This window comes from Streptococcus bovismuti (assembly GCF_042436615.2).
GTDB lineage: Bacteria > Bacillota > Bacilli > Lactobacillales > Streptococcaceae > Streptococcus.
In genome coordinates this window covers 1-22214 of the sequence record NZ_JBHMFR020000013.1, presented here as the reverse complement: position 1 = coordinate 22214, position 22214 = coordinate 1, and the positions used below count along the sequence as shown (strand labels likewise).

Below are 22214 nucleotides of genomic sequence, written 5' to 3'. Positions count from 1 at the left end.
TTTATTGTATCGCGTTCGGAGTTTTTTTGGTATAACCTTCGACGCGCACCCGCATAGCGGGTGGTTGTTTTGTCTCGCACCTAACGGAGCGAGACGGACTAATAGTCACATAACACAAAAGGTAGCCCACCAGCTACCTTTTTCTTATGCTTCCTCAATCAAGCGTGTATGTTCTCTCTTGATACAACGATTCATCACGATATCATCACATCCACCAGCACGCAAGATTTCTTCCGCTTCTAGACTTTCAAGTCCTAGCTGTGCCCAAAAAATCTTGGCATCAGCTTTGAGAAAATCACGCGCCACATCTGGCAGAAACTCACTGCGACGGTAAACATTAACAATATCTACAGGAAAAGGAATCTCAGCTAGGCTAGCATAAACCTTTTCACCCAAGATTTCACCACCTGCTGCCTTGGGATTGACTGGGATAATTTTATAACCCCGAGACTGCATTTCCTTAGTCACTCGATTGCTAGTTGTTTCCTCACGGTCTGACAAACCCACCACAGCAAGGGTTTTACTCGTTGCGAGATACTGACGAATCACACCATCACTTGGATTGATAAATTCTTGACTCATAGAAATCCTCCTTTTTCTTCAGTATAGCACAATTTGAAAAGGCTTGCAGAATTCTACTACAAAAAAGGAGGACTAGCCCCCTTTTTATTTAGCCTCGTACCAGGTTGCCCCTTCATTTTCATCTGCGATAAGAGGAACACTGAGTTGAATGGCTTCTTCCATGGTTTGTTTCACTAATTTTTTCATCTCTGCTAGTTCCGATTTAGGCACTTCAAGGACGATTTCATCGTGCACTTGCAGAAGCATCTTAGTCTGATAACCACCTGCAACTAAGGCTTTATCCAGCTGGATCATGGCAATCTTGAGAATATCTGCTGCGGAACCCTGGATAGGAGAGTTGATGGCAGTCCGCTCCGCAAAACCACGAATGTTAAAGTTACGCGAATTGATATCTGGCAACTCACGACGACGCTTGAAGAGGGTCTCTACATAGCCCTTATCACGCGCCTCACGCACCACTTCATCCATGTAGTTTTTAATACCTGGGAAACGTTCAAAGTAGGTATCAATGTAAGCCTTGGCCTCCTTACGGCTAATGCCCAAATTATTAGACAAACCAAAGTCTGAAATCCCGTAAACCACTCCAAAGTTAACAGCCTTGGCATTGCGACGGTCGTTTGGAGTCACATCCTCAGGACGCTCAATGCCAAAGACCCGCATAGCTGTCGAAGTATGGATATCTGCCCCCTCTTGGAAGGCCTTAATCAAGTGCTCATCCTTAGAAATATGCGCCAGAACGCGCAATTCAATCTGTGAATAGTCCGAACTGAGCAGCACACTATCCTCCCACTCAGGCACAAAAGCCTTACGAATGAGACGACCCTGCTCCAAACGCACAGGGATATTTTGCAAGTTTGGATCTACACTAGACAGACGCCCGGTCTGGGTCAAATCCTGAACATAGCGAGTATGAATCTTGCCATCAGCTAAAATCCAGTCCTGCAAGCCAATTACATAAGTGGATTGAATCTTGGCAATCTGACGATAGTCAAGAATTTTCTTAACAATCGGAGCAATAGGAGCTAGACGCTCCAAGACATCCACCGCTGTCGAATAACCTGTCTTGGTTTTTTTAGTGTATTCTAGAGGAAGTCCCAATTTTTCAAAGAGAAGCACGCCCAACTGCTTAGGCGAGTTGATATTAAACTCCTCACCAGCCAGTTCGTAAATCTCCTGAGTGAGTTTTTCAATGACAAGCTCATTTTCAGCCTGCATCTCAAGCAAGGTCTCTTTCTTGACCGTAATCCCAGCAATTTCCATCTTGGCAAGGACAAAAGCCAGAGGTTGCTCCATATCATAAAGAAGCTCTAATTGCCCATTTTCACTGAGTGTTTCAAGCAAAATAGGCTCTGTCTCAACCAAAACAGCAAGCTTACGCGCTAAATGTTCCAAGAATTTCTCGCGTTCAGGAATGGCCTTCTTGACTCCCTTACCATAGAAAGTCTCATCATCGACCAAGTAAGTCTGACCATAAAGACTAGCGATGGTCGCAATTTCATTGTCCTCCACAGTCGAAAGGAGATATTTAGCCAAACGACTGTCAAAAGCAGGCGCCTGCAAATCCACACCCAAACGATGCAAGAGAACTTTAGCTTTCTTAAAGTCATACACCCTCAAAGGTGTTTTTTCTAGAAAATCCTTGAAAATAGGCTCTTGCAAAAGTTCAAGCTTGTCTGTAGCATAAAGCTTATCCCCACAAGACCAAGCAAAACCAACCAAATCATCCGTATGGTAATTCTCACCAAAAAGCTCAAAGTGAAAGATAGCTTCTTCACTCAGCATATCTTGACTGACTTGCTCAACGATAGTAAAGTCCAAACTTTCAGCAACATCAGCTGACGACACATTTAAAGCCTGCTTGAGCTGTTTGAAGCCCATCTCATCGTAGAACTTCCCAAGATTTTCCACATCTGGACCACTATAGACCAAATCCTTCAAACCAATCTCAATCGGTGCCTTGGTATCAATAGTCGCCAGTGTCTTAGACAAAAAGGCCTGGTCCTTATCATTGATGAGATTTTCCTTCATCTTAGAAGCCTTCATCCCATCGATATTTTCATAAATCCCCTCAAGCGAACCATGCTCCAGCAAGAGCTTGATACCTGTCTTTTCACCGATTTTGGTCACTCCAGGGATATTATCAGACTTATCACCCATGAGCGCCTTGAGATCGATAAACTGAGTCGGTGTAATGCCCATCTTTTCCATGAGATAATCTGGCGTAAAGGCCTCAAACTCAGCCACACCTTTCTTGGAAATCTCAACCACCGTATGCTCATCCGTCAGCTGAATCAAGTCCTTGTCCCCACTGACAATGGTAATATCAAAACCATCCTGCTCTGCTAGTTTATCCAGTGTCCCAATAATGTCATCCGCCTCATACTGAGCCAACTCATAGTGACGGATCCCCATATGATCCAACAACTCACGAATGAAGGGAAATTGCTCACGAAACTCATCAGGAGTCTTAGCTCGACCACCCTTATAGTCCGCATACATCTCTGTACGGAAAGTCGTCTTTCCCGCATCAAAAGCCACCAAAATATGACTTGGCTCAACCCGCTCCAACAAATGGCTCAACATCAACTGAAAGCCATAAATCGCATTGGTATGCAAACCAGCCGCATTCTTAAAACGGTCCAACTGCTGATAGAGCGCAAAAAACGCCCGAAAAGCAACAGAAGACCCATCAATCAATAATAATTTTTTCTTATCCATACACCCATTATAAAGGAAAGCACCAAAAAATACCATTGGGAAGAGCCAGACCGAGTATTTTTCATCCTTTTTCCGAATAAATAGATAGTAGCAGTGAATCTAGTAAACCTAGATTTAAAACTGTGATATAATAAAAGTAGGAAAAGGATGATTCTAAGACATCCGGGCATTAGCCCGACCAATGATTTGGTTGCTAAGAAAATCTTTAGCAATCCAGAAATCACTTGTCAATTTATTCGTGATATGCTGGACTTGCCAGCAAAAAATGTGACGATTTTGGAGGGAAGTAATATTCACGTCTTGCCTTCCATGCCTTACTCAGCGCAGGATTTCTATACAAGTATAGACGTCTTGGCGGAGTTGGATAATGGCACTCAAGTTATCATCGAAATTCAGGTGCATCACCAGAATTTCTTCATCAATCGCATGTGGGCTTATTTGTGCAGTCAGGTCAATCAAAACCTAGAAAAAATTCGTCAACAAGAAGGAAACACTCACCAGAGTTACAAACACATTGCACCGGTATATGCTATCGCTATTGTGGACAGTAATTATTTCTCAGATGATTTGGCTTTTCATAGCTTTAGTATGCGCGAGGACACGACAGGTGAAGCATTAACCATCACAACTAACGGACAAGAAAACCATCTGGTCAAGATGGCATTCTTGGAATTAAAAAAATACAGAGAAACCAGCAAAGACGAGGTTCGCAAGCCCTGGTTAGAGTTTTTTGGGAATAAACCCTTTACCCAACAACCCGAGCGAGTCATCAGTCAAGCAGACCAACTGCTAGACTACAAGAGCTGGTCCGAGGAGGATAAGAAAATGTTTAGTCAACTACGTATGCGAGAAGAACAAGCCTTGTTAGCACAGGACTATGCCTTGGAACAAGCTGAAGAAAAAGGCTTAGAGCGTGGGCGAGCTGAGGGTCTTGAACAAGGTTTAGAGCGTGGAAAAGTTAAAGGAAGGGAAGAAGGGAAACTTTTTGCCTTCTTAGACATGGTACGTCAACATGTTTTAACTTCCGAATTTGCGAGTGAACAATTAGGCATGACAGTCGCTGAGTTTGAGGCCTTATTGTAAGTTTATAGAGCAACATAAAAGTGAACAAAACCAAAATGTCGTTTTGTTCACTTTTTTCTTCTTTCAATAAAACTCTCACTATAGTCCATATCACAAAAAGAGAAGGTCATAATCCTTCTCTTTTATATCTTCAACTAATTAGTTTTTGCGTTTCACAAATGGAAGGGCACCAAGGAGCAATCCAAGGAATCCTAATGATGCAATTGCAACATTATCTTTACCACCAGTGTTAGGAAGTTCTTTCTTATCTTCTACTTTCACAGCTGGAGCTTGATATGTATTATCTTTATTAGTACCTGCTACAGTTGGTGCAACCGCAGGAGTTGCTGTTGGCATAGCTGGAGCATCCGTTCTAGGAGTTGTTGGTGTAGCTGAAGCATCTGTTCCAGGAGCAGCCGGTGTAGTTGGCACAAGTGCAGGTTCATTCACAGCTGTAGTATCAGAATTTTCACGCGGTGGATTTCCAGGTGTTCCAACTTTAGCTGGGATTGGGAAATCAGGAGCTGGTTTTTCAGGTCTTGATGGAACTGTATTTTCTTTATTCGATTCAGGCAATTTACCTTCATTTAATTTTGATAAATCAAACTCAGGTTTGTCATTCACAAGATTTAACCAAGCAGCTTTAAGTTCTTCTAATTCTGCTTTAGCTTTATCTAATTCACCTTTCAATCCCTCTACAAAATAGTCTTCAGCACCATTTTCTGCATCTTTCACGTCAGATTCAAGTTTTTCAACTTCTTTTTCAAGACGTTTGATTTCAGATTTAATATCTTTAACTTCTGTTTTTGGTTGCTCAGCTGGTGCTTTACCTTCTGGGTTTTCTTCAGCTGTAGGAGCATTATCATCATTTACACCACCATTGAATTCTGGAGCATTAGGAACCGTTGGAACCTCATCCGCTTCCTTAGCAGGCTCAGTAGTTGCTTCATCATCATTTACTCCACCTGCGAAGTCTTTTGGTGCTTCACCTTTAGGAACTTCTTTTAAGTTTTCGATATAACCTAAAGTTGCATTGTAATCGTCAGTTAGTTCATCGATTGCATCTTTGTAAGCTTTCACTACTTCGTTAACTTCGTCGAATTTAGCTTGAGCTTCATCAGCAGCAGTTTTAGCAGAAGCAACAGAAGCTTCTAGTTTAGTAACAGCATCTTGTAATCCATCTTGGATAGCTTGGTCAGCATTGTTTTTCTTAGCTGTTTCAAGAGCAGCTTTAGCTTTTTCTAAAGTTTCTTTTTGTTTATTTAATGCAGCATTTTTTTCTTCTACAGCTTTAGCTTTTTCAGTAGCATCAGCTTTATCTTTATCAGCTACTTTAGTTAATTTTTCAATTTTTTCAGCGATATCATCAGCGATGTCTTGAAGTTTTTTAACGATTGGTTTAGAAGCTTCTTTGTTGTAAGCAGCGTCTAATTTTTCTTTATCAGCAGCTGGAAGCTCAGATAGATCTTTACCTTCTTGTTTTGTAGCACCGATTTCGTCAGCTTGAGGGTCTTGATCTTTATTAGCTTCAGCAGTCGCATTTTGATCTTCTAATTCTTTAGCAGCTTGTGTAGCTGTGATGACACCATCTTCGATAGCTTTTAGTAAAGCGTCTTTACCAATTGCAGCTTTAGCTTCTTCGAGAGCTTTAGCTTTGTCAGTGATTTTAGAATTTTTGTTAATTTCAGCTTCTGCGTCTTTTTCAAGTTGCTCTAAAGCACCTTTAAGAGCTTCTAAGTTATCTTTTTCTTCTTTTTTAAGTTCTTCAACTTTTGCTTTTGCTTTTTCTGCTTCTTCTTTAGCTTTAGCTAATTCAGCTTCTGCGTCAGTTTTAGCTTTATCGGCTTCAGCTTTTTTAGTTTCAGCAGCTTTCACATCTTCAGCTTCTTTAGTAGCTTTAGCTGTAGCTTCATCTGCTTTTGTTTTAGCTTCGTCTGCTTTTTTCTGCAATTCAGCAACTTTAGCATCGGCTTCTGCTTTAGCTTCAGCAGCTTTTTCAGCTTCTGTTTTTTCTGCTGGTTTAGCTGGTTCTTCTTCTACTGGTTTTGCTGGCTCGTTAGCTTCTTTTTCTTTAGCAGCCTTCACTTCGTCAAGAGTTTTGTTGTACTCATCAGTAAGTTTGTTTAGTTCATCAGCAACAGCTTTAGTATCCGAAGCAGCTTGATCAAATGCATTTTGTGCAGCATCACGCTCTTTTTTAATCGCCTTAACAGCTTTATCTAATGAAGAAACAATATCAGAATCAGAACCGTTATCTGTAGCTGATTTAAGAGCTTCTTCAGCTTCTTTTAATGTATCTTCTTGTTTTTTAAGAGCTTCAGCTTTTTTATCTTCTTCAGCTTTTAATGCATCAGCATCTTCTTTAAGCGTATCAACTTTTTCACCTAAGTCATCAGCTTTATCTTGAGCTTTTTCTGATGCAGGACGAGCAGCATCAGCTTTTTCAGCTTTGTCAATTCCAGCTTTAATGTTTTCTGGTAATTGATCTTTAGATTTAGCTTCTTCAGCTGAAGTTGCTGCAACGTTAGCTTCATTAGCTTGGTCTTTATTTCTTAATTTTTTCTCAGTTTCTTTATTAGCTTCAGCTTTTTCGTTATCATCTGCTAATTCAGCAAGAACATCACCAGCTTTTAAATCACCAGATTCTACAGCTGCTAAAATATCTTTTTTACCTAATGCTTTTTTAGCTTCTTCTTTATTTGTAATCTTAGCATCAGCATCGATATCTTTTTCTAATTGATCTAAAGCTTTTGATAGAGCATCTTTAGAATCAGCTTCTTCTTTCTTAGCGTCTTCTTCTTTTTTAGCTTCTTCTTTAGCTTTAGCGTCAGCTTCAGTAGCTTTTTCTTTAGCTTTAGCTAATTCTTCATCAGCTGCAGTTTTAGCTTTTTCAGCTTCAGTTTTTGCAGCGTCAGCTTCAGCAGATTCTTTTTTCTCAGCTTCTAGTTTAGTGTTAGCTTCGTTAGATGCAGTAGTAGTTGTATCTACTTTAGCTTGAGCTTCAGTAACCTTTCCTTCAGCTTTTTTAGCGTCAGCTTCAGCTTGTTTAATTTCTGGACTTGTAACTTCTGATTTAGAAGTGTCAGTAGCTCCAGCGTCTGCTGGTTTAGTAGGTGCTGGTTGAGCTGAAGCAGTAGTTGCATTATCCTCTGCAGCTTTCACGACTGATGGTTGAGATGCCGCAAATGCTGCTCCCAATACAGCCACACTAGCCAAGCTAGTTAAAATCATTTTCTTTTTATCCATTTGTGAAACCCCTTTTTTAGAATTATATTTGGGTTTATTATAACTCTTTCTAAAAATATAATCAAGTAATAGGTCATTTTATTTATACAATTATATACTTATGTTAATTTTCAAATAAACATCTCATAACAGAAAAAGAAAGCCTATTTTATAAGCTTTCTTTTTGTTTTCTTTTCATTATTTACATTTTTTATAGTAAATTTTACACTTTTAAACCCACTCACCGTTGGCATTTACTGTGTAACCATTGATTGTAGTGCTAACAGCAAGAGCTCCTGAACTATATGCATAGTACCATTTGCCATCTACTTGAAACCAACCAGTCTTCATAGCGCCTGAATTATCAAGATAATACCAACTACCACCTTGTTTCAACCAACCAGTTTGCATTTGACCTGAACCATTTAAGTAGTACCAAGTGTCACCTTCTTTAAACCACCATTTTTGCATCACACCTGCAGCATTAAAATGATACCATTTACCACCATCTTTCAGCCAACCAGTCTTCATTCCATCTTCTTTAGAGAAATAATACCAGTCACCCTCAACCTTCTTCCAGCCAGTCTGACGATTTCCTTCGCTATCGATGAAGAATTTTTTACCATCAATCACAACAATCCCTTGTTTAAGGACACCTTCCTCATCCAAGAAATAATGTTTCCCATCAACAGTAATATCACCCGTTAAACGGACACCTTCTTTGACATAGTAAGTTTTATCATCGATTTTAACAAAACCAGTTTTCTTCTCACCATCTTCTACAAAATAATAAGTCTTATCAGCAACTTTTACAAAGCCTAACTTTTTAACACCATCTTTTTCATCTAGATAGTATTGCTTATCACCTGCAGTCAATAGTCCTTTCTTCATAGCACCATCAGCTTCAAAGTAATAAGTCTTATCATCGATTTTTTGCCAACCACTAACCTTTTTGCCGTCCTTGATATAGTAGACTTTTCCGTTCTCTGTTTTGAACTGACCTGCCGCTGTAGACTGATTTTGGTTGCTGTTACCAGCATTATTTTGGTTAGCGTTAGTGGCTGTGTTTGAACGATAGACATGATAAAGAACACCGTCTTTTAACTCACCTGTAACGTAGTCATAGTTAGCAATAGTCGGATGACTTGTGTCTGATGCTTCAGATCCTTTACGCGGTTCCTTAATATTTACTGGGTCGCTACTGCCTTCTTTATAGACTACAAAACGAACTTCCTTGACTGCTGAATTGCCACTAGTTGTTGTAGCGTTTTGATTGTTGTTTGTATTCGTGTTCGTTGTAGCAGCCGTATTTCCACCATGATAAGGATTGCTTTGAGCAGAAGAAGTATTACTATTATCTGTTGTAGCAACTGGAGCATATGTATGGTATAGTATACCATCCCTTACTTCACTAGTAGTATAGTTATAGTTCTCAATTTTAGGCTGTTCCTTGATAGATGTAGCTGTTACAGCAGACCCTGTCAATGCTGCTTTGATATCAACAATTCTACCATTTTTAAATGCAATATAATGAACTTCTGTAACCGTAGAAGTTGTCGAAGCCGTTGCTGCTCCATTTTCTGCAGCTTGTACTTGTTGGACTGTCGCCATAGTTAGCACAGAAGTTGCTAGCAAAATACCTGTTACTGTTTTTCTCATAGGAAAATCCTCCTGTATTAAGATAATAAATTTATCTAGATTATATCCCTTTCCTATAATAAATGCAATAAAAAACATAAAAAGTGTAGAAATATTTAAATGTAAAAAAGAGAGCAGTTGAAAAACCACTCTCTTCCTATTTTTATACCCACTCACCGTTGGCATTTACATAGTAGCCGTTAACTGTAGTGTTTACTGCAAGGGCACCTGAACTATAAGCATAGTACCATTTACCACCAACTTGGAACCAACCAGTTACCATGGCACCTGAGCCTTTAAGGTAGTACCAAGCACCACCATCTTTAAGCCAGCCAGTTTCCATAGCACCTGAACTGTTTAGGTAGTACCAAGTACCACCATCTTGCAACCAGCCAGTTTGCATTTCACCTGAACCGTTTAGATAGTACCATTTGTTACCATCTTTGATCCACCATTTTTGCATCACGCCTTCAGCGTTAAAGTAGTACCATTTACCACCATCTTTAAGCCAGCCAGTTTGACGTTTACCTTCTTTATTTACATAAACCCAGTGATTGTCAACTTTGTTCCAGCCAGCTTTAGTATCAGAATCATCTGTCAAGAAGTAAGTTTTACCGTCAACAGTGATTTCACCGAACTTACGTTCACCTTCCTCAGTTACAAAGTAATACTTGTCGCCAGCACCTTTGATAAGGCCAGTCTTACGCTCACCTTCTGCAGTGATGTAATACCATTTACCAGCGCTATCTTTTACAATACCTGATTGAGCTTTACCTTTTTCATCAAAGAAGTACCATTTCGTACCAACTTTTTGAACTCCATTTGTCACAACACCGTCTTTTACAAAGTGCGATTGACCATTTTCTGTGACAACTTCTGTTCTACGAACACCGTTTGCATCAAAGTAGTAAGTTTTTTCACCTACTTTAATGAAACCAGTTCTTTTAACACCTTGATTATCTAGGTAGTAGCGTTCAGAGTTGTTTTCGATGATACCACGAGCCATAACACCTTCACTGTTGAAGTAATAAGTCTTGTTGTCAATCATGACCCAACCCTTAACTGGGTTCCCGTGTGAATAGAAGTAACGGTTACCTGACACTTCACGCCAGCTGTTATTTTTATCAGTCGATTTATAACCTTGTTTATTCAAATCCGCAGACGCTGTATTTGGGTCATTTTCCAACTCATCAAGTTTTGTACCCTTTTCCACAAATACATAGTAACGAACACCACCCTCTACATAAGTATTTTGATATTCGAATTTATCAATGTATTTATGTAAATCAATTTTCTGGTCTCCTGCCTCATGGTAGACTGTCGTACGAGTACGTGAACGGTCATTCGAAATCGTCACCCATTCTGTTTTACGAACAAACTCTTCCGCATGTACAGAAGGAGCTGTGATAGCTGAGTAAGCAGTCACAGCAGCGCCTGCCATTGTGACACTAGCAAGAGCTAGAGCTAAAGCTTTTTTATTTTTCATGTGAACATTCTCCATTCTTAAATTTAGCTATTATGCTTTTCTTTATTGTATCTTATTTTTACAAAAATTTCTAAGAAAAACTGAACTTTTTATGGAAAAAATAAAAAGCAGAAGAAATCTCCTGCTTTTTTTATTGAGCTAGATTATTTAACCCATTCACCGTTTCCGTTAACAGTGTATCCACCTACAGTAGTGTTTACTGCAAGGGCACCTGAACCGTCAACGTAGTACCATTTACCACCAACAGTGAACCATTGGCTAGCTTTCATAGCACCTGAGTTTTCAAGGTAGTACCATTTACCACCGTCTTGCAACCAACCAGTTTGCATTTCACCGTTTCCGTTTAGGTAGTACCAAGTGTTTCCATCTTTAACCCACCATTTTTGCATTACGCCTTCAGCGTTAAAGAAGAACCATTTACCGTCAACTTGTTTCCAACCTGAAACAGCTTTGTTAGAAGCGTAGTATTTCCAACCATCTTCTTCTTGAACCCATTGGTCTTTCACAACGTTGTATGAGTCAGTTTTTTCAAGAACCAAATCAACTGAAGCGTTTGTGAACATATCTGCATGAGTATCTTTATCTAAGTCAGCTGAACCAGAGTATACAAATGTTCCTTCTGCAACGCTACCAATTTCTGCGCCATTTGAAGTTTTGTTTAATGTGTAAAGTCCGTTAGTAGACTCCATACCTTTTACAACATACCCTTTTGGTACATTAGCTACACGGTATTGAACCAATCCACCATGTGGTACTGACAATTCAACATCACCTGCTGCGTTAGATTCAGCAGAAACAACTGATGCTTTAGCGTAGTTCATGTAATCAGCTTTGTTAGCCCAAACCATGATATCTACTTTAACACCTGCTACTGAAGCACCTTGAAGGTCACGAACGTGGAAACGAACGTGTGAACCGTTACCAAACACAACTGGTTTACCGTGGTAAGGGTTGTAAGCTGGAGTTTCTGGTTTGTATTGGTTTTCTGGAGCAACTACACCAGTATGAGCTGATTTCACTTCATTTTCTGTGTATTTAGCAACATCCAATTTACCTGTTTTTGGATTTACACGACCACTTTCAGTGTAACCGTTGTTAGTATCAGCTGAAACAGCTTGTACAGCACCAAATGCTGCAAGAGCGACTGCGCTTGTCAATAAAACTTTTTTCATCGTTTTATCTCCTTCATTTTTCATTATATATTTTTTCGTAAGACTATCTTACTACCATACAGTATATAAATATTTGCAGGATTTGTCAAGGGTTTTCTTCTAGTTTTTAAAGTTTTTACCTATTTTTAGAAAAAAAGGTGAAAAAAACATTTTTGTGAGAAAAAATACCCGTCAAATACTGCATTTTTCAAGTGAAAATCTCACAAACTTATGATCCTTGAGTAAAATCATTCATATCTAATCCACATAGACAGTTGGACAGAACTCACGTCTATGGTATTATCTTATAAACACTTCTAAATGTCAAGTAAAAATGGCAAGTTTTTTGATAAGAACCTGCCATTTCATCAACTTTCTACTATTTAAAATGTGACCTTATAGCAAGGCCTCAAACTCAGCGACCGTCATGCCTAATTGTTCACTAGCAAATTCGGAAGTTAAAGCATGTTGACGAACCATGTCTAAGAAGGCAAAGAGTTTTCCTTCTTCCCTTCCTTCAGCTTTCCCACGCTCTAAACCTTGTTCAATCCCCTCCGCCCTAGCTGTTTCTAAGGCATAGTCCTGTGCTAACAAGGCTTGTTCTTCTCGCATACGTAGTTGACTAAACATTTTCCTGTCCTCCTCGGACCAGCTCTTATAGTCCAGCAGTTGGTCTGCTTGGCTGATGGCTCGCTCGGGTTGTTGGGTAAAAGGCTTATTCCCGAAAAACTCCAACCACGGCTTGCGAACCTTATCTTTGCTGGTTTCTCTGTATTTTTAGGTCTTATTTATGATGGTCTTTCAATAGTTCTTCAAACTCAGCAACAGTCATTCCCAATTGTTCACTAGCAAATTCGGAAGTTAAAACATGTTGGCGTACTAAATCTAGAAAAGTAAAGATTTGTCCTTCAACTTTCCCACGCTCCAGTCCTTGTTCAAGACCTTCTTCTCGCCCTTTTTCAATACCCTCTGCACGACCACGTTCAAGTCCACGCTCTAAGCCCTTTTCCTCAGCTTGTTCCAAGGCATAGTCATGAGCCAATAATGCTTGTTCTTCGCGTCTGCGTTGTTCACTAAACATTTTCCTGTCCTCCTCGGACCAGCTCTTGTAGTCCAGCAGTTGGTCTGCTTGGCTTATGGCTCGCTCGGGTTGTTGGGTAAAGGGTTTATTCCCAAAAAACTCCAACCACGGCTTGTGAACCTCGTCTTTGCTGGTTTCTCTGTATTTTTTTAATTCCAAGAACGCCATCTTGACCAGATGGTTTTCCTGTTCATTGTTTGTGATGGTTAAGACCTCACCTGTCGTGTCCTCGCGCATACTAAAGCTATGGAAAGCCAAATCATCTGAGAAATAATTACTATCCACAATAGCGATAGCATATACTGGTGCGATGTGTTTGTAACTCTGATGAGTATTGCCCTCTTGCTGGCGAACTTTTTCAAGATTCTGATTGACCTGACTGCACAAATAAGCCCACAGGCGATTGATGAAGAAATTCTGGTGATGCACCTGAATTTCGATGATAACTTGAGTGCCATTATCCAACTCCGCCAAGACGTCTATACTTGTATAGAAATCCTGAGCTGAGTAAGGCATGGAAGGCAAGACGTGAATATTGCTTCCCTCCAAAATGGTTACATTTTTGGCTGGCAAGTCCAGCATATCACGAATAAATTGACAAGTGATTTCTGGATTGCTAAAGATTTTCTTAGCAACCAAATCATTGGTCGGGCTAATGCCCGGATGTCTTAGAATCATCCTTTTCCTCCTTTTATTATACCATAGTCTTATACTCAATGAAAATCAAAGAGCAAACTAGGAAACTAGCCGCAGGCTGTACTTGAGTACGGCAAGGCGACGTTGACGTGGTTTGAATTTGATTTTCGAAGAGTATTAAATCTAGTTTTACTAGATTCACTGACTCTATCTATTTATTCGGAAAAGAAATGAAAAAACCTGAGAATCATCTCAGGCTTGGTCATTAAATCTTTTTCTCAATACTGAAAAGTGGAGAAAGTGGGCGTTTTTCATGGATACGTACAATAGCATCCCCTAGGAGATGAGCGATTGAAATCTGCTCAATCTTATCAATCAAACGCTCTTCTGGCAGGTAGATAGTATCCAAAACAACCAATTTCTTAATAGCTGATTTTTGGATATTGTCCATAGCAGGACCAGAAAGAACTGGGTGCGTACAGCTTGCATAGACTTCAACAGCACCAGCTTCTGCAAGGGCATCTGCCGCATGACAAATCGTTCCAGCAGTATCAATCATATCATCAATCAAGATACAAGTCTTGCCTTCGACCTTACCGATGATGTTCATGACTTCACTGGTATTCATCTTATCAACACTACGACGTTTATCAATGATAGCAATAGATGTTTTCAAAAATTCTGCCAATTTACGGGCACGAGTCACTCCTCCATGGTCTGGACTGACAACCACATAGTCAGAACCAACCATGCCACGACGCTCAAAATAATCCGCAATCAGAGGAGCTCCCATCAAGTGATCCACAGGAATATCAAAGAATCCTTGAATCTGAGCAGCATGCAAGTCGATGGTCAATAAACGATCCACTCCAGCTACTTCAAGCATATTTGCGACAAGTTTTGAAGTGATTGGCTCACGTGCTCTCGCCTTTCTATCCTGACGTGCATACCCATAGTAAGGCATGACAACATTGACAGATTCTGCACTCGCACGCTTCAAAGCATCTACCATAATCAAAATTTCAAGCAGATTGTCATTTACAGGTGAACTAGTTGATTGTAGGATAAAGACGTGTTTCCCACGGATTGATTCTTCGATGTTGACCTGAATCTCTCCATCTGAAAATTGGCGGACACTTGATTTCCCCAACTCTATCCCAATCTCCTGCGCCACACGTTTTGCCAATTCTTGATTAGAAGAAAGGGCAAACAGCTTTAAATCAGAAAAAGACATGATTTCCTCCGGTATATATGTATCGCTTGTGCTTTTCACAAGATTTTTCCATTTACCATTGTAGCGCTTTTTACACTATTTTTCAATCAAAAATAAAAGAAGAGCAGCATATTTGTACCCTTGCATCATTCTTTTGAAAAATATTCTAGTTCATTATCTCATCGTGCTTCTCAACAAAGCGATAAGCCTGATAAAAACCATAGAGAGTAATAGCCGTAACCAATGGAATCGCTAAGGGTAACTCTGTCTCTAATTCCACAAAAGGAGAGTTAAACAGGAAGTGAGTTCCCAAGGCTAAACCTAGGAAAATAAGACCCTGTTTCTTGCCAACCTTCTGCCCTTTATAGGCTCTGTAAAGCAAGTACACACCCACTACAGCTAGACCTGAAAAAGTCCAGTGAGAGGCAATTCCTGAGATGATACGCTCTAAAATTCTCGAAATAGTAAAGTCAAAGCCCTCTGGCAAATCTGTACGAATATAGCCAATATCCTCAATCATTTGGAATCCCAAACCAGAAGCAATCCCTAGTAAAAACAAAGATTTTAATTTTCGCACAGGAATCAAAGCTAAAACAAAGACAAGTGGCAATAATTTCAAGGGTTCTTCTACCAAAGGAGCCACAATAGCACTTTCAAAGGCATTTAAAAATGCACTATCTGGGAAAAGAACCCCCAGTAAATCATGGATGTAGGTATTAGCAAAGCTAGAAAGCCAGCCTGAAAGGAACATCCCACCCAATAAAGACAAGATCAAGGCGTTCTTTGGTAATTCCCATTTTTTCCCAATACGGAAGAGGAAATAAAGAGCCGGAATCATGTAAAAGAGAGCTAGAAAGATAGAAACTCCCATCAGTCCATATTCCGCACCTGACATCGAACCGTCCGTATAGTAGATGGTTTCATACTGTAAACCAATACATAGCAATAAGATAAAAATAAATAAAATGCTGTTTTTCTTCATACACTTTCTTTCTAAATGAATTTTTTACAATTCTACGACTGTCATACTTCCTGTATCCACATCGTAAATAGCACCAGAGATAATCACATCATCTGGTATTAGAGGCGACTCGATAAGGAGTTGCATGTCCTCGCGTACGCTCTCCTCTATATCTTGGAAGGGCAAAAAGTCCTGATCTGACACATCGACACCTAGTTCCTCTTTTAAATACTCCTGAAAAGGTCCATTTTCAAAGGTCTGAGCACCACAGTCTGTATGGTGCAACACCACGATCTCTCTTGTCCCCATCTGTTGCTGGGAAATAACTAGCGAACGAATCATGTCCTCAGTCACTCGACCACCTGCATTCCGCAAGATATGAGCATCCCCAAGTGCCAAGCCCAGAGCTTGCGCAACGTGCAAACGTGAGTCCATACAGGTCACAATAGCTACTCTGGTTTTGGGTTTAAGTGGCAGATTTAACTGCCCATGTAGGGCAACATAAGCCTGATTGGCTTGCATAAACTGTTCAAAATACGACACGATTCCCTCCTCGAAAATTTGATAGTCAAATATTTCTCCTATCTTATCATTTTTAAGAGGATTTGTCACGAATTATGCAAAGACCTTTTTCAAAACTTCCTGAATCGTTGTCACTCCAATGACCTGAATTTCCTTGGGTGGAGTGATTCCTGTTAAGGAATTCTTAGGTACATAAATCTTAGTAAAGCCCAGTTTAGCAGCTTCATTGATACGTTGCTCGATACGATTCACGCGCCGAATCTCCCCTGTCAAACCCAGCTCGCCTACAAAACATTCCTGAGGGTTGGTTGGCTTGTCTTTGTAACTAGAAGCAATGGCAACTGCAACCGCCAAGTCAATGGCAGGTTCATCCAATTTGACACCGCCAGCAGATTTAAGATAAGCATCTTGATTTTGCAAGAGAAGCCCTGCCCGCTTTTCCAAAACAGCCATAATCAAGCTAGCACGGTTAAAATCAAGTCCTGTTGTCGTACGCTTGGCATTTCCAAACATGGTCGGTGTCACCAAAGCCTGAACCTCCGCCAAAATCGGACGCGTCCCTTCCATAGTCACCACGATGGACGAGCCCGTAGCACCGTCTAAACGCTCTTCTAAGAAAACTTGACTCGGATTGAGGACCTCAACCAAGCCACCTGACTGCATCTCAAAAATCCCAATTTCATTGGTAGAGCCAAAACGGTTTTTGACCGCTCTCAAAATACGGAAGGTATGATGACGCTCCCCTTCAAAGTAAAGCACCGTATCCACCATATGCTCTAGCATACGAGGCCCAGCCAAGGTTCCTTCCTTGGTAACATGGCCTACGATAAAGATGGCGATATTATTAGTTTTAGCCAGCTGCATCAGTTCAGCTGTCACCTCACGCACCTGAGAAACAGACCCCTGAACCCCTGAAATCTCAGGAGACATAATAGTCTGGATAGAGTCAATAATAAGGAAGTCTGGCTGGATTCTCTCTACCTCTGCGCGAACACTCTGCATATTTGTCTCTGCATAAAGATAAAACTCACTATCGATATCACCCAAGCGCTCTGCACGTAGTTTAATCTGCTGGGCAGACTCCTCCCCACTAACGTAGAGAACAGTCCCCACTTGAGACAGCTGGGTTGAGACTTGTAGGAGAAGGGTAGATTTCCCAATCCCAGGATCCCCACCGATGAGGACGAGACTTCCTGGTACCACTCCTCCTCCAAGTACACGGTTGAATTCCTCCATCTCCGTCTTGGTTCGATTGACGTTGATTGAAGTCACCTCAGCCAGTTTCATGGGCTTGGTTTTCTCACCTGTCAAGGACACACGCGCATTCTTTACCTCGGCAACCTCAACCTCTTCTACAAAAGAAGACCAAGACCCACAGTTGGGGCAACGTCCCAGATATTTAGGGGAATTATACCCACAATTTTGACATACAAATGTCGCTTTTTTCTTTGCGATGATAAACCTCTTTCTATATCTCTAACTCATACTCAATCACTTGGCAAAAATCAATCTTCTCATTTGTCACAAACTGGCGCATAAGCATATTGTGAGTTACCACTATCACAATCTGATAATCTCGATACTTAGCCATACATTCTAAAAAACGAGACTTCATCTCCGTAGCCGTCTCATATTGAATAGGACTATTAGGAAGCAACTCCCCCTTGTTTTCTAAAAACAGGCTTCTAGCTGTTTCATAGTTTTCTATTCCTGTTTCATAGACCTGCCATTCATGTAATAAAGGCTCTACTCTTAAAGGAAGTCTCGTAGTACGAACCACATAAGAAGACGTTTCTAAAGCTCTTGTGACTGCAGAAGATATGATTATTTCAGCTGAAGAGAGTAACGGATTCTTGCTCAGGTCTTGGGCTTGCTGCCATCCCTTCTCAGACAAGGGTGCCAAATCTATCCCAAATCCCGTATAAGAACGCTCCTCTAACTCACGATAATCTGGCTCCCCGTGACGTACAAAGATAATCTTCATTCTAGTGCCCAGTCGATCCAAATCCACCAGTCCGAACGCCATCAGCCGCATCTCCATCTGCGATTAAGAAAGGAGCAAAGACAGCCTGGACAACACGTTCTCCTACTTCAAGAACAACCTCTTGGTCTGTTATATTCTTCATCTGTGCAAAAATATGCCCTTCATTCCCAGGATTTCCATAATAATCCCCATCAATAACCCCAACTGAATTAATTAAAACCAATCCCTTCTTACGAGGATTTGAAGAACGATCATAGAGGTAGAGTACCTCAGTCGGCTGCATATAAGCCTTAACCCCTGTCGGAACCAAGACAATCTCTCCTGGAGCGATAACTGTGCGCACAGCAACCTTTAAGTCGTAACCAGCCGCATGCGCTGTCTCACGCTTGGGCAATAAATTTTCATCTATAAAACTCGAAACCAATTCAAAACCACGAATTTTCATCATCTTCTCTTTTCTATTATCATTTATTCTAGATTATTCTATCTTATTTATTCGGAAAAAGCACGAAAAAAAGAGCACACAATTCAAATCGCTTAGGGCTGCTGGATTCCTCCCCTGACCCGCTTCACGCAGAACTGTTGCTCCATCATTTATTATATCACATTCCTATTCATTTTAAAAGCAAAATTATTTTTTCCGTCTATTTCTAAAAAAGTCCTGCATAATAGCTGCGCATTCATCTTCCAAAATTCCCGTTTCAACCTCCACACGATGGTTGAGACGCTCATCTGTCAAAATATCGTACAAACTCCCAGCAGCGCCAAATTTCTGATTTTTAGCCCCATAGACCACGTTTGGAATACGGGCGAGTCCGATCGCCCCACTACACATGACACAAGGCTCAATGGTCACAAAAAGCGTGCAATCCAGCAAGCGCCAGCTCTCCTCACTTAGGTTCGCATTCTCTATAGCCATAATTTCCGCATGCATAACCGCTCGTTGCAACTCCTCACGAGCATTATGCCCACGGCCAATGATTTCTCCGTCCTTGACAATCACACAACCAATTGGAATTTCATCGTGTTCAAGAGCAATCTCAGCCTCTCTCAAAGCTTCCCTCATAAAGACTTCTTTTTCTTCAACTGTATAATTCATCAATTTCCCTTTTCCTACTTGTCGATTTTATTATTATATCATGAATCCCAAGACAAAAAAAGCCACCGAATGCGGTGACTTTATAGGGAGATTATTATGAAAAAGAAAAGTTTAGGATATTTGTTACAACAAGTTAGGAGGTCTTCTTGTAACTGTCTATAGTATAACCAACCTATCTTAAACAAATCTTAAAAATCTCTTACGACCAAACACTTTCTAAAATATTTGTTTGTTCACGACCAGGACCTACTGAGAAAGTAGAAATACGAACGCCAACCAATTCACTCACACGACGAACATAGTTACGCGCATTCTCAGGAAGATCTTCCAAATTACGAACTCCGGTAATATCTTCTGACCAACCTGGCAACTCTTCATAGATAGGCTTGCAACGTTTCAATTGCTCAAGACTAGCTGGATAGTAGTCAATACGTTGACCATCAAGATCATAGGCCACACAGATTTTCACAGTATCTAAACCACTCAAAACATCGATAGAGTTCAATGAAAGATTCGTAATACCAGAAACACGACGGCTATGACGCATCACAACTGAGTCAAACCAACCCACACGACGTGGACGACCAGTTGTTGTACCATATTCATGACCCACTTCACGGATACGTTCTCCCACTTCATCAAACAACTCAGTTGGGAAAGGACCGTCTCCTACACGACTCGTATAGGCTTTACATACACCAACAACCTTGTCAATCTTACTTGGACCAACACCAGAACCAATGGTCACACCACCAGCCACAGGGTTTGATGACGTAACAAATGGATAAGTACCTTGGTCGATATCTAGCATAACACCTTGTGCACCTTCAAAAAGCACACGTTTACCGTTATCAAGCGCATCATTCAAAATGACAGATGTATCTGTCACATACTTCTTGATTTGTTGACCATATTCGTAATACTCTTCAAAAATATCATCGAAAGCAATCGCTTTACTGTCATACAATTTTTCAAAAAGACGATTCTTTTCAGCAAGGTTACGTTCTAAACGCTCACGGAAAATATCTTTATCCAAAAGATCGGCAATACGAATTCCAACACGAGCAGCCTTGTCCATATAAGCTGGACCAATTCCCTTAATTGTAGTACCAATCTTATTATCACCCTTAGCCTCTTCTTGCAAGCGATCCAGTTCGATATGATAAGGTAAAATAACATGCGCACGATCAGAAATACGCAAGTTATCAGTTGTAACACCCTCCTCATGAAGATAGCTCAACTCTTTTACAAGAGATTTAGGATTTACAACCATACCATTCCCAATAACAGAGATTTTTTCAGGGAAGAAAATCCCAGATGGAATCAAGTGCAATTTAAACTTCTTACCATCAATCACAATAGTGTGGCCTGCATTATCACCACCTTGGTAACGTGCAATCACTTCTGCATTCGCTGAAAGGAAGTCTGTAATCTTCCCTTTACCTTCATCACCCCATTGGGTACCTACAACAACAACTGAAGTCATAATCTTGTCTGAGCCCTCAGGCTCTTCCTTTCTCACATACATGGCAGGACTCTCACCTGCAATTATATCTTACAGTTTATTATAAGAAAAAATCGCCTTTTTATCAAGAAGAAACAATAGAAAGATTTGCTATTTCCAACTATTAAAAAATGATTTAGAAAAATAACTAGCTATTTATTGTTATATTGCCATAAAAAAGTAAGTTTGTTCGGAAATTAACTCAGACTATCTCAACAAGAAATAAAACCTTGTTTCATTATCATCTTTTCAAGATACAAACGATAAGCAACACGATAATGGTAAACGATAAAATCCCTACGACACCCAATGCCATATCTAACTAAATAATAAATCAAAAATTTAAAATGAAAATGTTCCCAGTCCCAACTATTACCAAAGAAAGTAGCATACTCTTCTTCGATACTGTCATAGAAATCAGTCATCTGATCATAAATATTTTGTAGCATAAGCATACACTCCTTTACTTTTTATGATCTTATTCTAACAAAAAATTTTACACATTAACTATCAATTCCTGAATTGTTAAAATACCAACCTCAACAAGATCACAAATAGGAAAAAGTTGACAGAATAGGAATAAATTTACTACCTAAATTTTAAAAACTAAATTAATGGAAAGAATGGGATTCGAACCTCCGAACTCGAAGGAGTGGATTTACAGTCCTACTCCTTTAGCCACTTCATTATGAATTTTGTTAATAGGGATACCACAATACCTTTAAAGCAATGGTATACCTACCAGAATCCTTCTTAGAAACGTCACTTTAAGTACTATCATTGATCGAAAATGGAGGTTGATTAAACCTTTCTCACCAAAAAATAGTCTCTATAATATTTGTAGTGGGTAAATCCCCTATGGATATTATGGAGACTATTTTGTTGTAGAAAAAAAGTCCCATATCATCTATAATAAAAAGCGACCAAACAACTCACTAGAAAGATTCATATGGAACAATTAGATTTTATCACAAAATTACTAGACATTAAAGACCCTAATATCCAAATTATGGATATCGTTAATAGGGATACTCACAAAGAAATCATTGCTCAACTGGATTATGAGGCTCCACTTTGTCCTGATTGTGGAAGTCAAATGACTCTAGATAGATTATAAATTACATAACAAAAAAAGAGGACTAAACCTCTCTTAATTAACTACTCCGCCAGTAGGACTCGAACCTACGACATCATGATTAACAGTCATGCGCTACTACCAACTGAGCTATGGCGGATTAAAGCTAAGCGACTTCCATATCTCACAGGGGGCAACCCCCAACTACTTCCGGCGTTCTAGGGCTTAACTTCTGTGTTCGGCATGGGTACAGGTGTATCTCCTAGGCTATCGTCAC

17 protein-coding genes, 1 tRNA gene, 1 rRNA gene, 1 other RNA gene and 2 pseudogenes are annotated in these 22214 nt (G+C 40.1%); 2 read left to right on the top strand and 20 right to left on the bottom strand.

The features are described 5' to 3' along the window. Nucleotides 1-144: 144 nt before the first annotated feature. Together ACERDH_RS09685 and polA are read right to left on the bottom strand one after the other, a co-directional pair. Nucleotides 145-582: a CoA-binding protein gene (locus ACERDH_RS09685; RefSeq protein WP_033680979.1), complete on the bottom strand. Its 438-nt coding sequence runs from the start codon at nucleotides 580-582 to the stop codon at nucleotides 145-147. An 84-nt stretch (nucleotides 583-666) separates the two neighbouring features. Further along, nucleotides 667-3300 (bottom strand): DNA polymerase I, encoded by a 2634-nt coding sequence (gene polA, locus ACERDH_RS09680; protein ID WP_386686855.1) that lies wholly within the window; start codon nucleotides 3298-3300, stop codon nucleotides 667-669. Between the two features lie 147 nt (nucleotides 3301-3447). Between polA and ACERDH_RS09675 the strand changes: the two genes are divergently transcribed. Next, entirely contained in the window at nucleotides 3448-4383 is a 936-nt protein-coding gene (locus tag ACERDH_RS09675) for an Rpn family recombination-promoting nuclease/putative transposase (protein WP_386686858.1), read from the top strand. Nucleotides 4384-4521: 138 nt separating this feature from the next. Here ACERDH_RS09675 and ACERDH_RS09670 read toward each other — a convergent pair whose 3' ends face one another. From ACERDH_RS09670 to comW, 16 genes and pseudogenes are all read right to left on the bottom strand, one after another. Then, nucleotides 4522-7608: an LPXTG cell wall anchor domain-containing protein gene (locus ACERDH_RS09670; RefSeq protein WP_386686861.1), complete on the bottom strand. Its 3087-nt coding sequence runs from the start codon at nucleotides 7606-7608 to the stop codon at nucleotides 4522-4524. Nucleotides 7609-7818: 210 nt separating this feature from the next. Continuing rightward, the gene (locus ACERDH_RS09665) at nucleotides 7819-9246 is read right to left on the bottom strand and encodes a PspC family transcriptional regulator (RefSeq protein ID WP_386686864.1); all 1428 of its coding nucleotides are present in this window, start codon (nucleotides 9244-9246) and stop codon (nucleotides 7819-7821) included. A 142-nt stretch (nucleotides 9247-9388) separates the two neighbouring features. Beyond that, nucleotides 9389-10711 carry a nucleoside triphosphate hydrolase gene (locus ACERDH_RS09660; RefSeq protein ID WP_386686867.1) on the bottom strand — a complete coding sequence of 441 codons (1323 nt, stop codon included), beginning with the start codon at nucleotides 10709-10711 and terminating at the stop codon, nucleotides 9389-9391. 143 nt (nucleotides 10712-10854) lie between these two features. Beyond that, nucleotides 10855-11883 (bottom strand): N-acetylmuramoyl-L-alanine amidase family protein, encoded by a 1029-nt coding sequence (locus tag ACERDH_RS09655; protein WP_203212881.1) that lies wholly within the window; start codon nucleotides 11881-11883, stop codon nucleotides 10855-10857. A 375-nt stretch (nucleotides 11884-12258) separates the two neighbouring features. Further along, nucleotides 12259-12639: pseudogene (locus ACERDH_RS09650) on the bottom strand (Rpn family recombination-promoting nuclease/putative transposase); the annotation flags it as partial. A 7-nt stretch (nucleotides 12640-12646) separates the two neighbouring features. Next, entirely contained in the window at nucleotides 12647-13621 is a 975-nt protein-coding gene (locus tag ACERDH_RS09645) for an Rpn family recombination-promoting nuclease/putative transposase (RefSeq protein WP_386686870.1), read from the bottom strand. 223 nt (nucleotides 13622-13844) lie between these two features. Beyond that, entirely contained in the window at nucleotides 13845-14813 is a 969-nt protein-coding gene (locus tag ACERDH_RS09640; protein WP_033682853.1) for a ribose-phosphate diphosphokinase, read from the bottom strand. A gap of 145 nt (nucleotides 14814-14958) precedes the next feature. Further along, nucleotides 14959-15774 (bottom strand): PrsW family intramembrane metalloprotease, encoded by an 816-nt coding sequence (locus tag ACERDH_RS09635; RefSeq protein WP_261146149.1) that lies wholly within the window; start codon nucleotides 15772-15774, stop codon nucleotides 14959-14961. A gap of 24 nt (nucleotides 15775-15798) precedes the next feature. Further along, on the bottom strand, nucleotides 15799-16296 hold the full coding sequence (locus ACERDH_RS09630) for a beta-class carbonic anhydrase (protein ID WP_004237611.1): 498 nt from the start codon (nucleotides 16294-16296) through the stop codon (nucleotides 15799-15801). A 72-nt stretch (nucleotides 16297-16368) separates the two neighbouring features. Beyond that, nucleotides 16369-17730, bottom strand: coding sequence for a DNA repair protein RadA (radA, locus tag ACERDH_RS09625; protein WP_077804517.1), 1362 nt, complete (start codon nucleotides 17728-17730; stop codon nucleotides 16369-16371). Nucleotides 17731-17743: 13 nt separating this feature from the next. Beyond that, complete coding sequence (locus tag ACERDH_RS09620; RefSeq protein WP_386686875.1) at nucleotides 17744-18301, bottom strand: histidine phosphatase family protein; 558 nt, start codon at nucleotides 18299-18301, stop codon at nucleotides 17744-17746. Next, nucleotides 18261-18704 (bottom strand): dUTP diphosphatase, encoded by a 444-nt coding sequence (locus ACERDH_RS09615; RefSeq protein WP_265471999.1) that lies wholly within the window; start codon nucleotides 18702-18704, stop codon nucleotides 18261-18263. The genes ACERDH_RS09620 and ACERDH_RS09615 overlap by 41 nt, the downstream gene beginning before the upstream one ends. Nucleotides 18705-18760: 56 nt before the next feature. Beyond that, nucleotides 18761-18856, bottom strand: an RNA gene (ffs, locus tag ACERDH_RS09610) — signal recognition particle sRNA small type. 34 nt (nucleotides 18857-18890) lie between these two features. Then, nucleotides 18891-19358, bottom strand: a complete 468-nt coding sequence (gene tadA, locus ACERDH_RS09605) for a tRNA adenosine(34) deaminase TadA (protein WP_001110112.1) — start codon at nucleotides 19356-19358, stop codon at nucleotides 18891-18893. A gap of 199 nt (nucleotides 19359-19557) precedes the next feature. Beyond that, the gene (locus ACERDH_RS09600; RefSeq protein WP_001832534.1) at nucleotides 19558-20844 is read right to left on the bottom strand and encodes an adenylosuccinate synthase; all 1287 of its coding nucleotides are present in this window, start codon (nucleotides 20842-20844) and stop codon (nucleotides 19558-19560) included. Nucleotides 20845-21074: 230 nt separating this feature from the next. Continuing rightward, nucleotides 21075-21311, bottom strand: coding sequence for a sigma(X)-activator ComW (gene comW, locus ACERDH_RS09595; RefSeq protein WP_000940045.1), 237 nt, complete (start codon nucleotides 21309-21311; stop codon nucleotides 21075-21077). Between the two features lie 500 nt (nucleotides 21312-21811). Here comW and ACERDH_RS09590 point away from each other — a divergent pair. Beyond that, nucleotides 21812-21961 (top strand): annotated as a pseudogene (locus ACERDH_RS09590) (ISL3 family transposase); the annotation flags it as partial. A 62-nt stretch (nucleotides 21962-22023) separates the two neighbouring features. Here ACERDH_RS09590 and ACERDH_RS09585 read toward each other — a convergent pair. Next, nucleotides 22024-22097 (bottom strand) — tRNA-Asn (locus tag ACERDH_RS09585). A gap of 5 nt (nucleotides 22098-22102) precedes the next feature. After that, nucleotides 22103-22214, bottom strand: a 5S ribosomal RNA gene (gene rrf / locus ACERDH_RS09580); the annotation flags it as partial.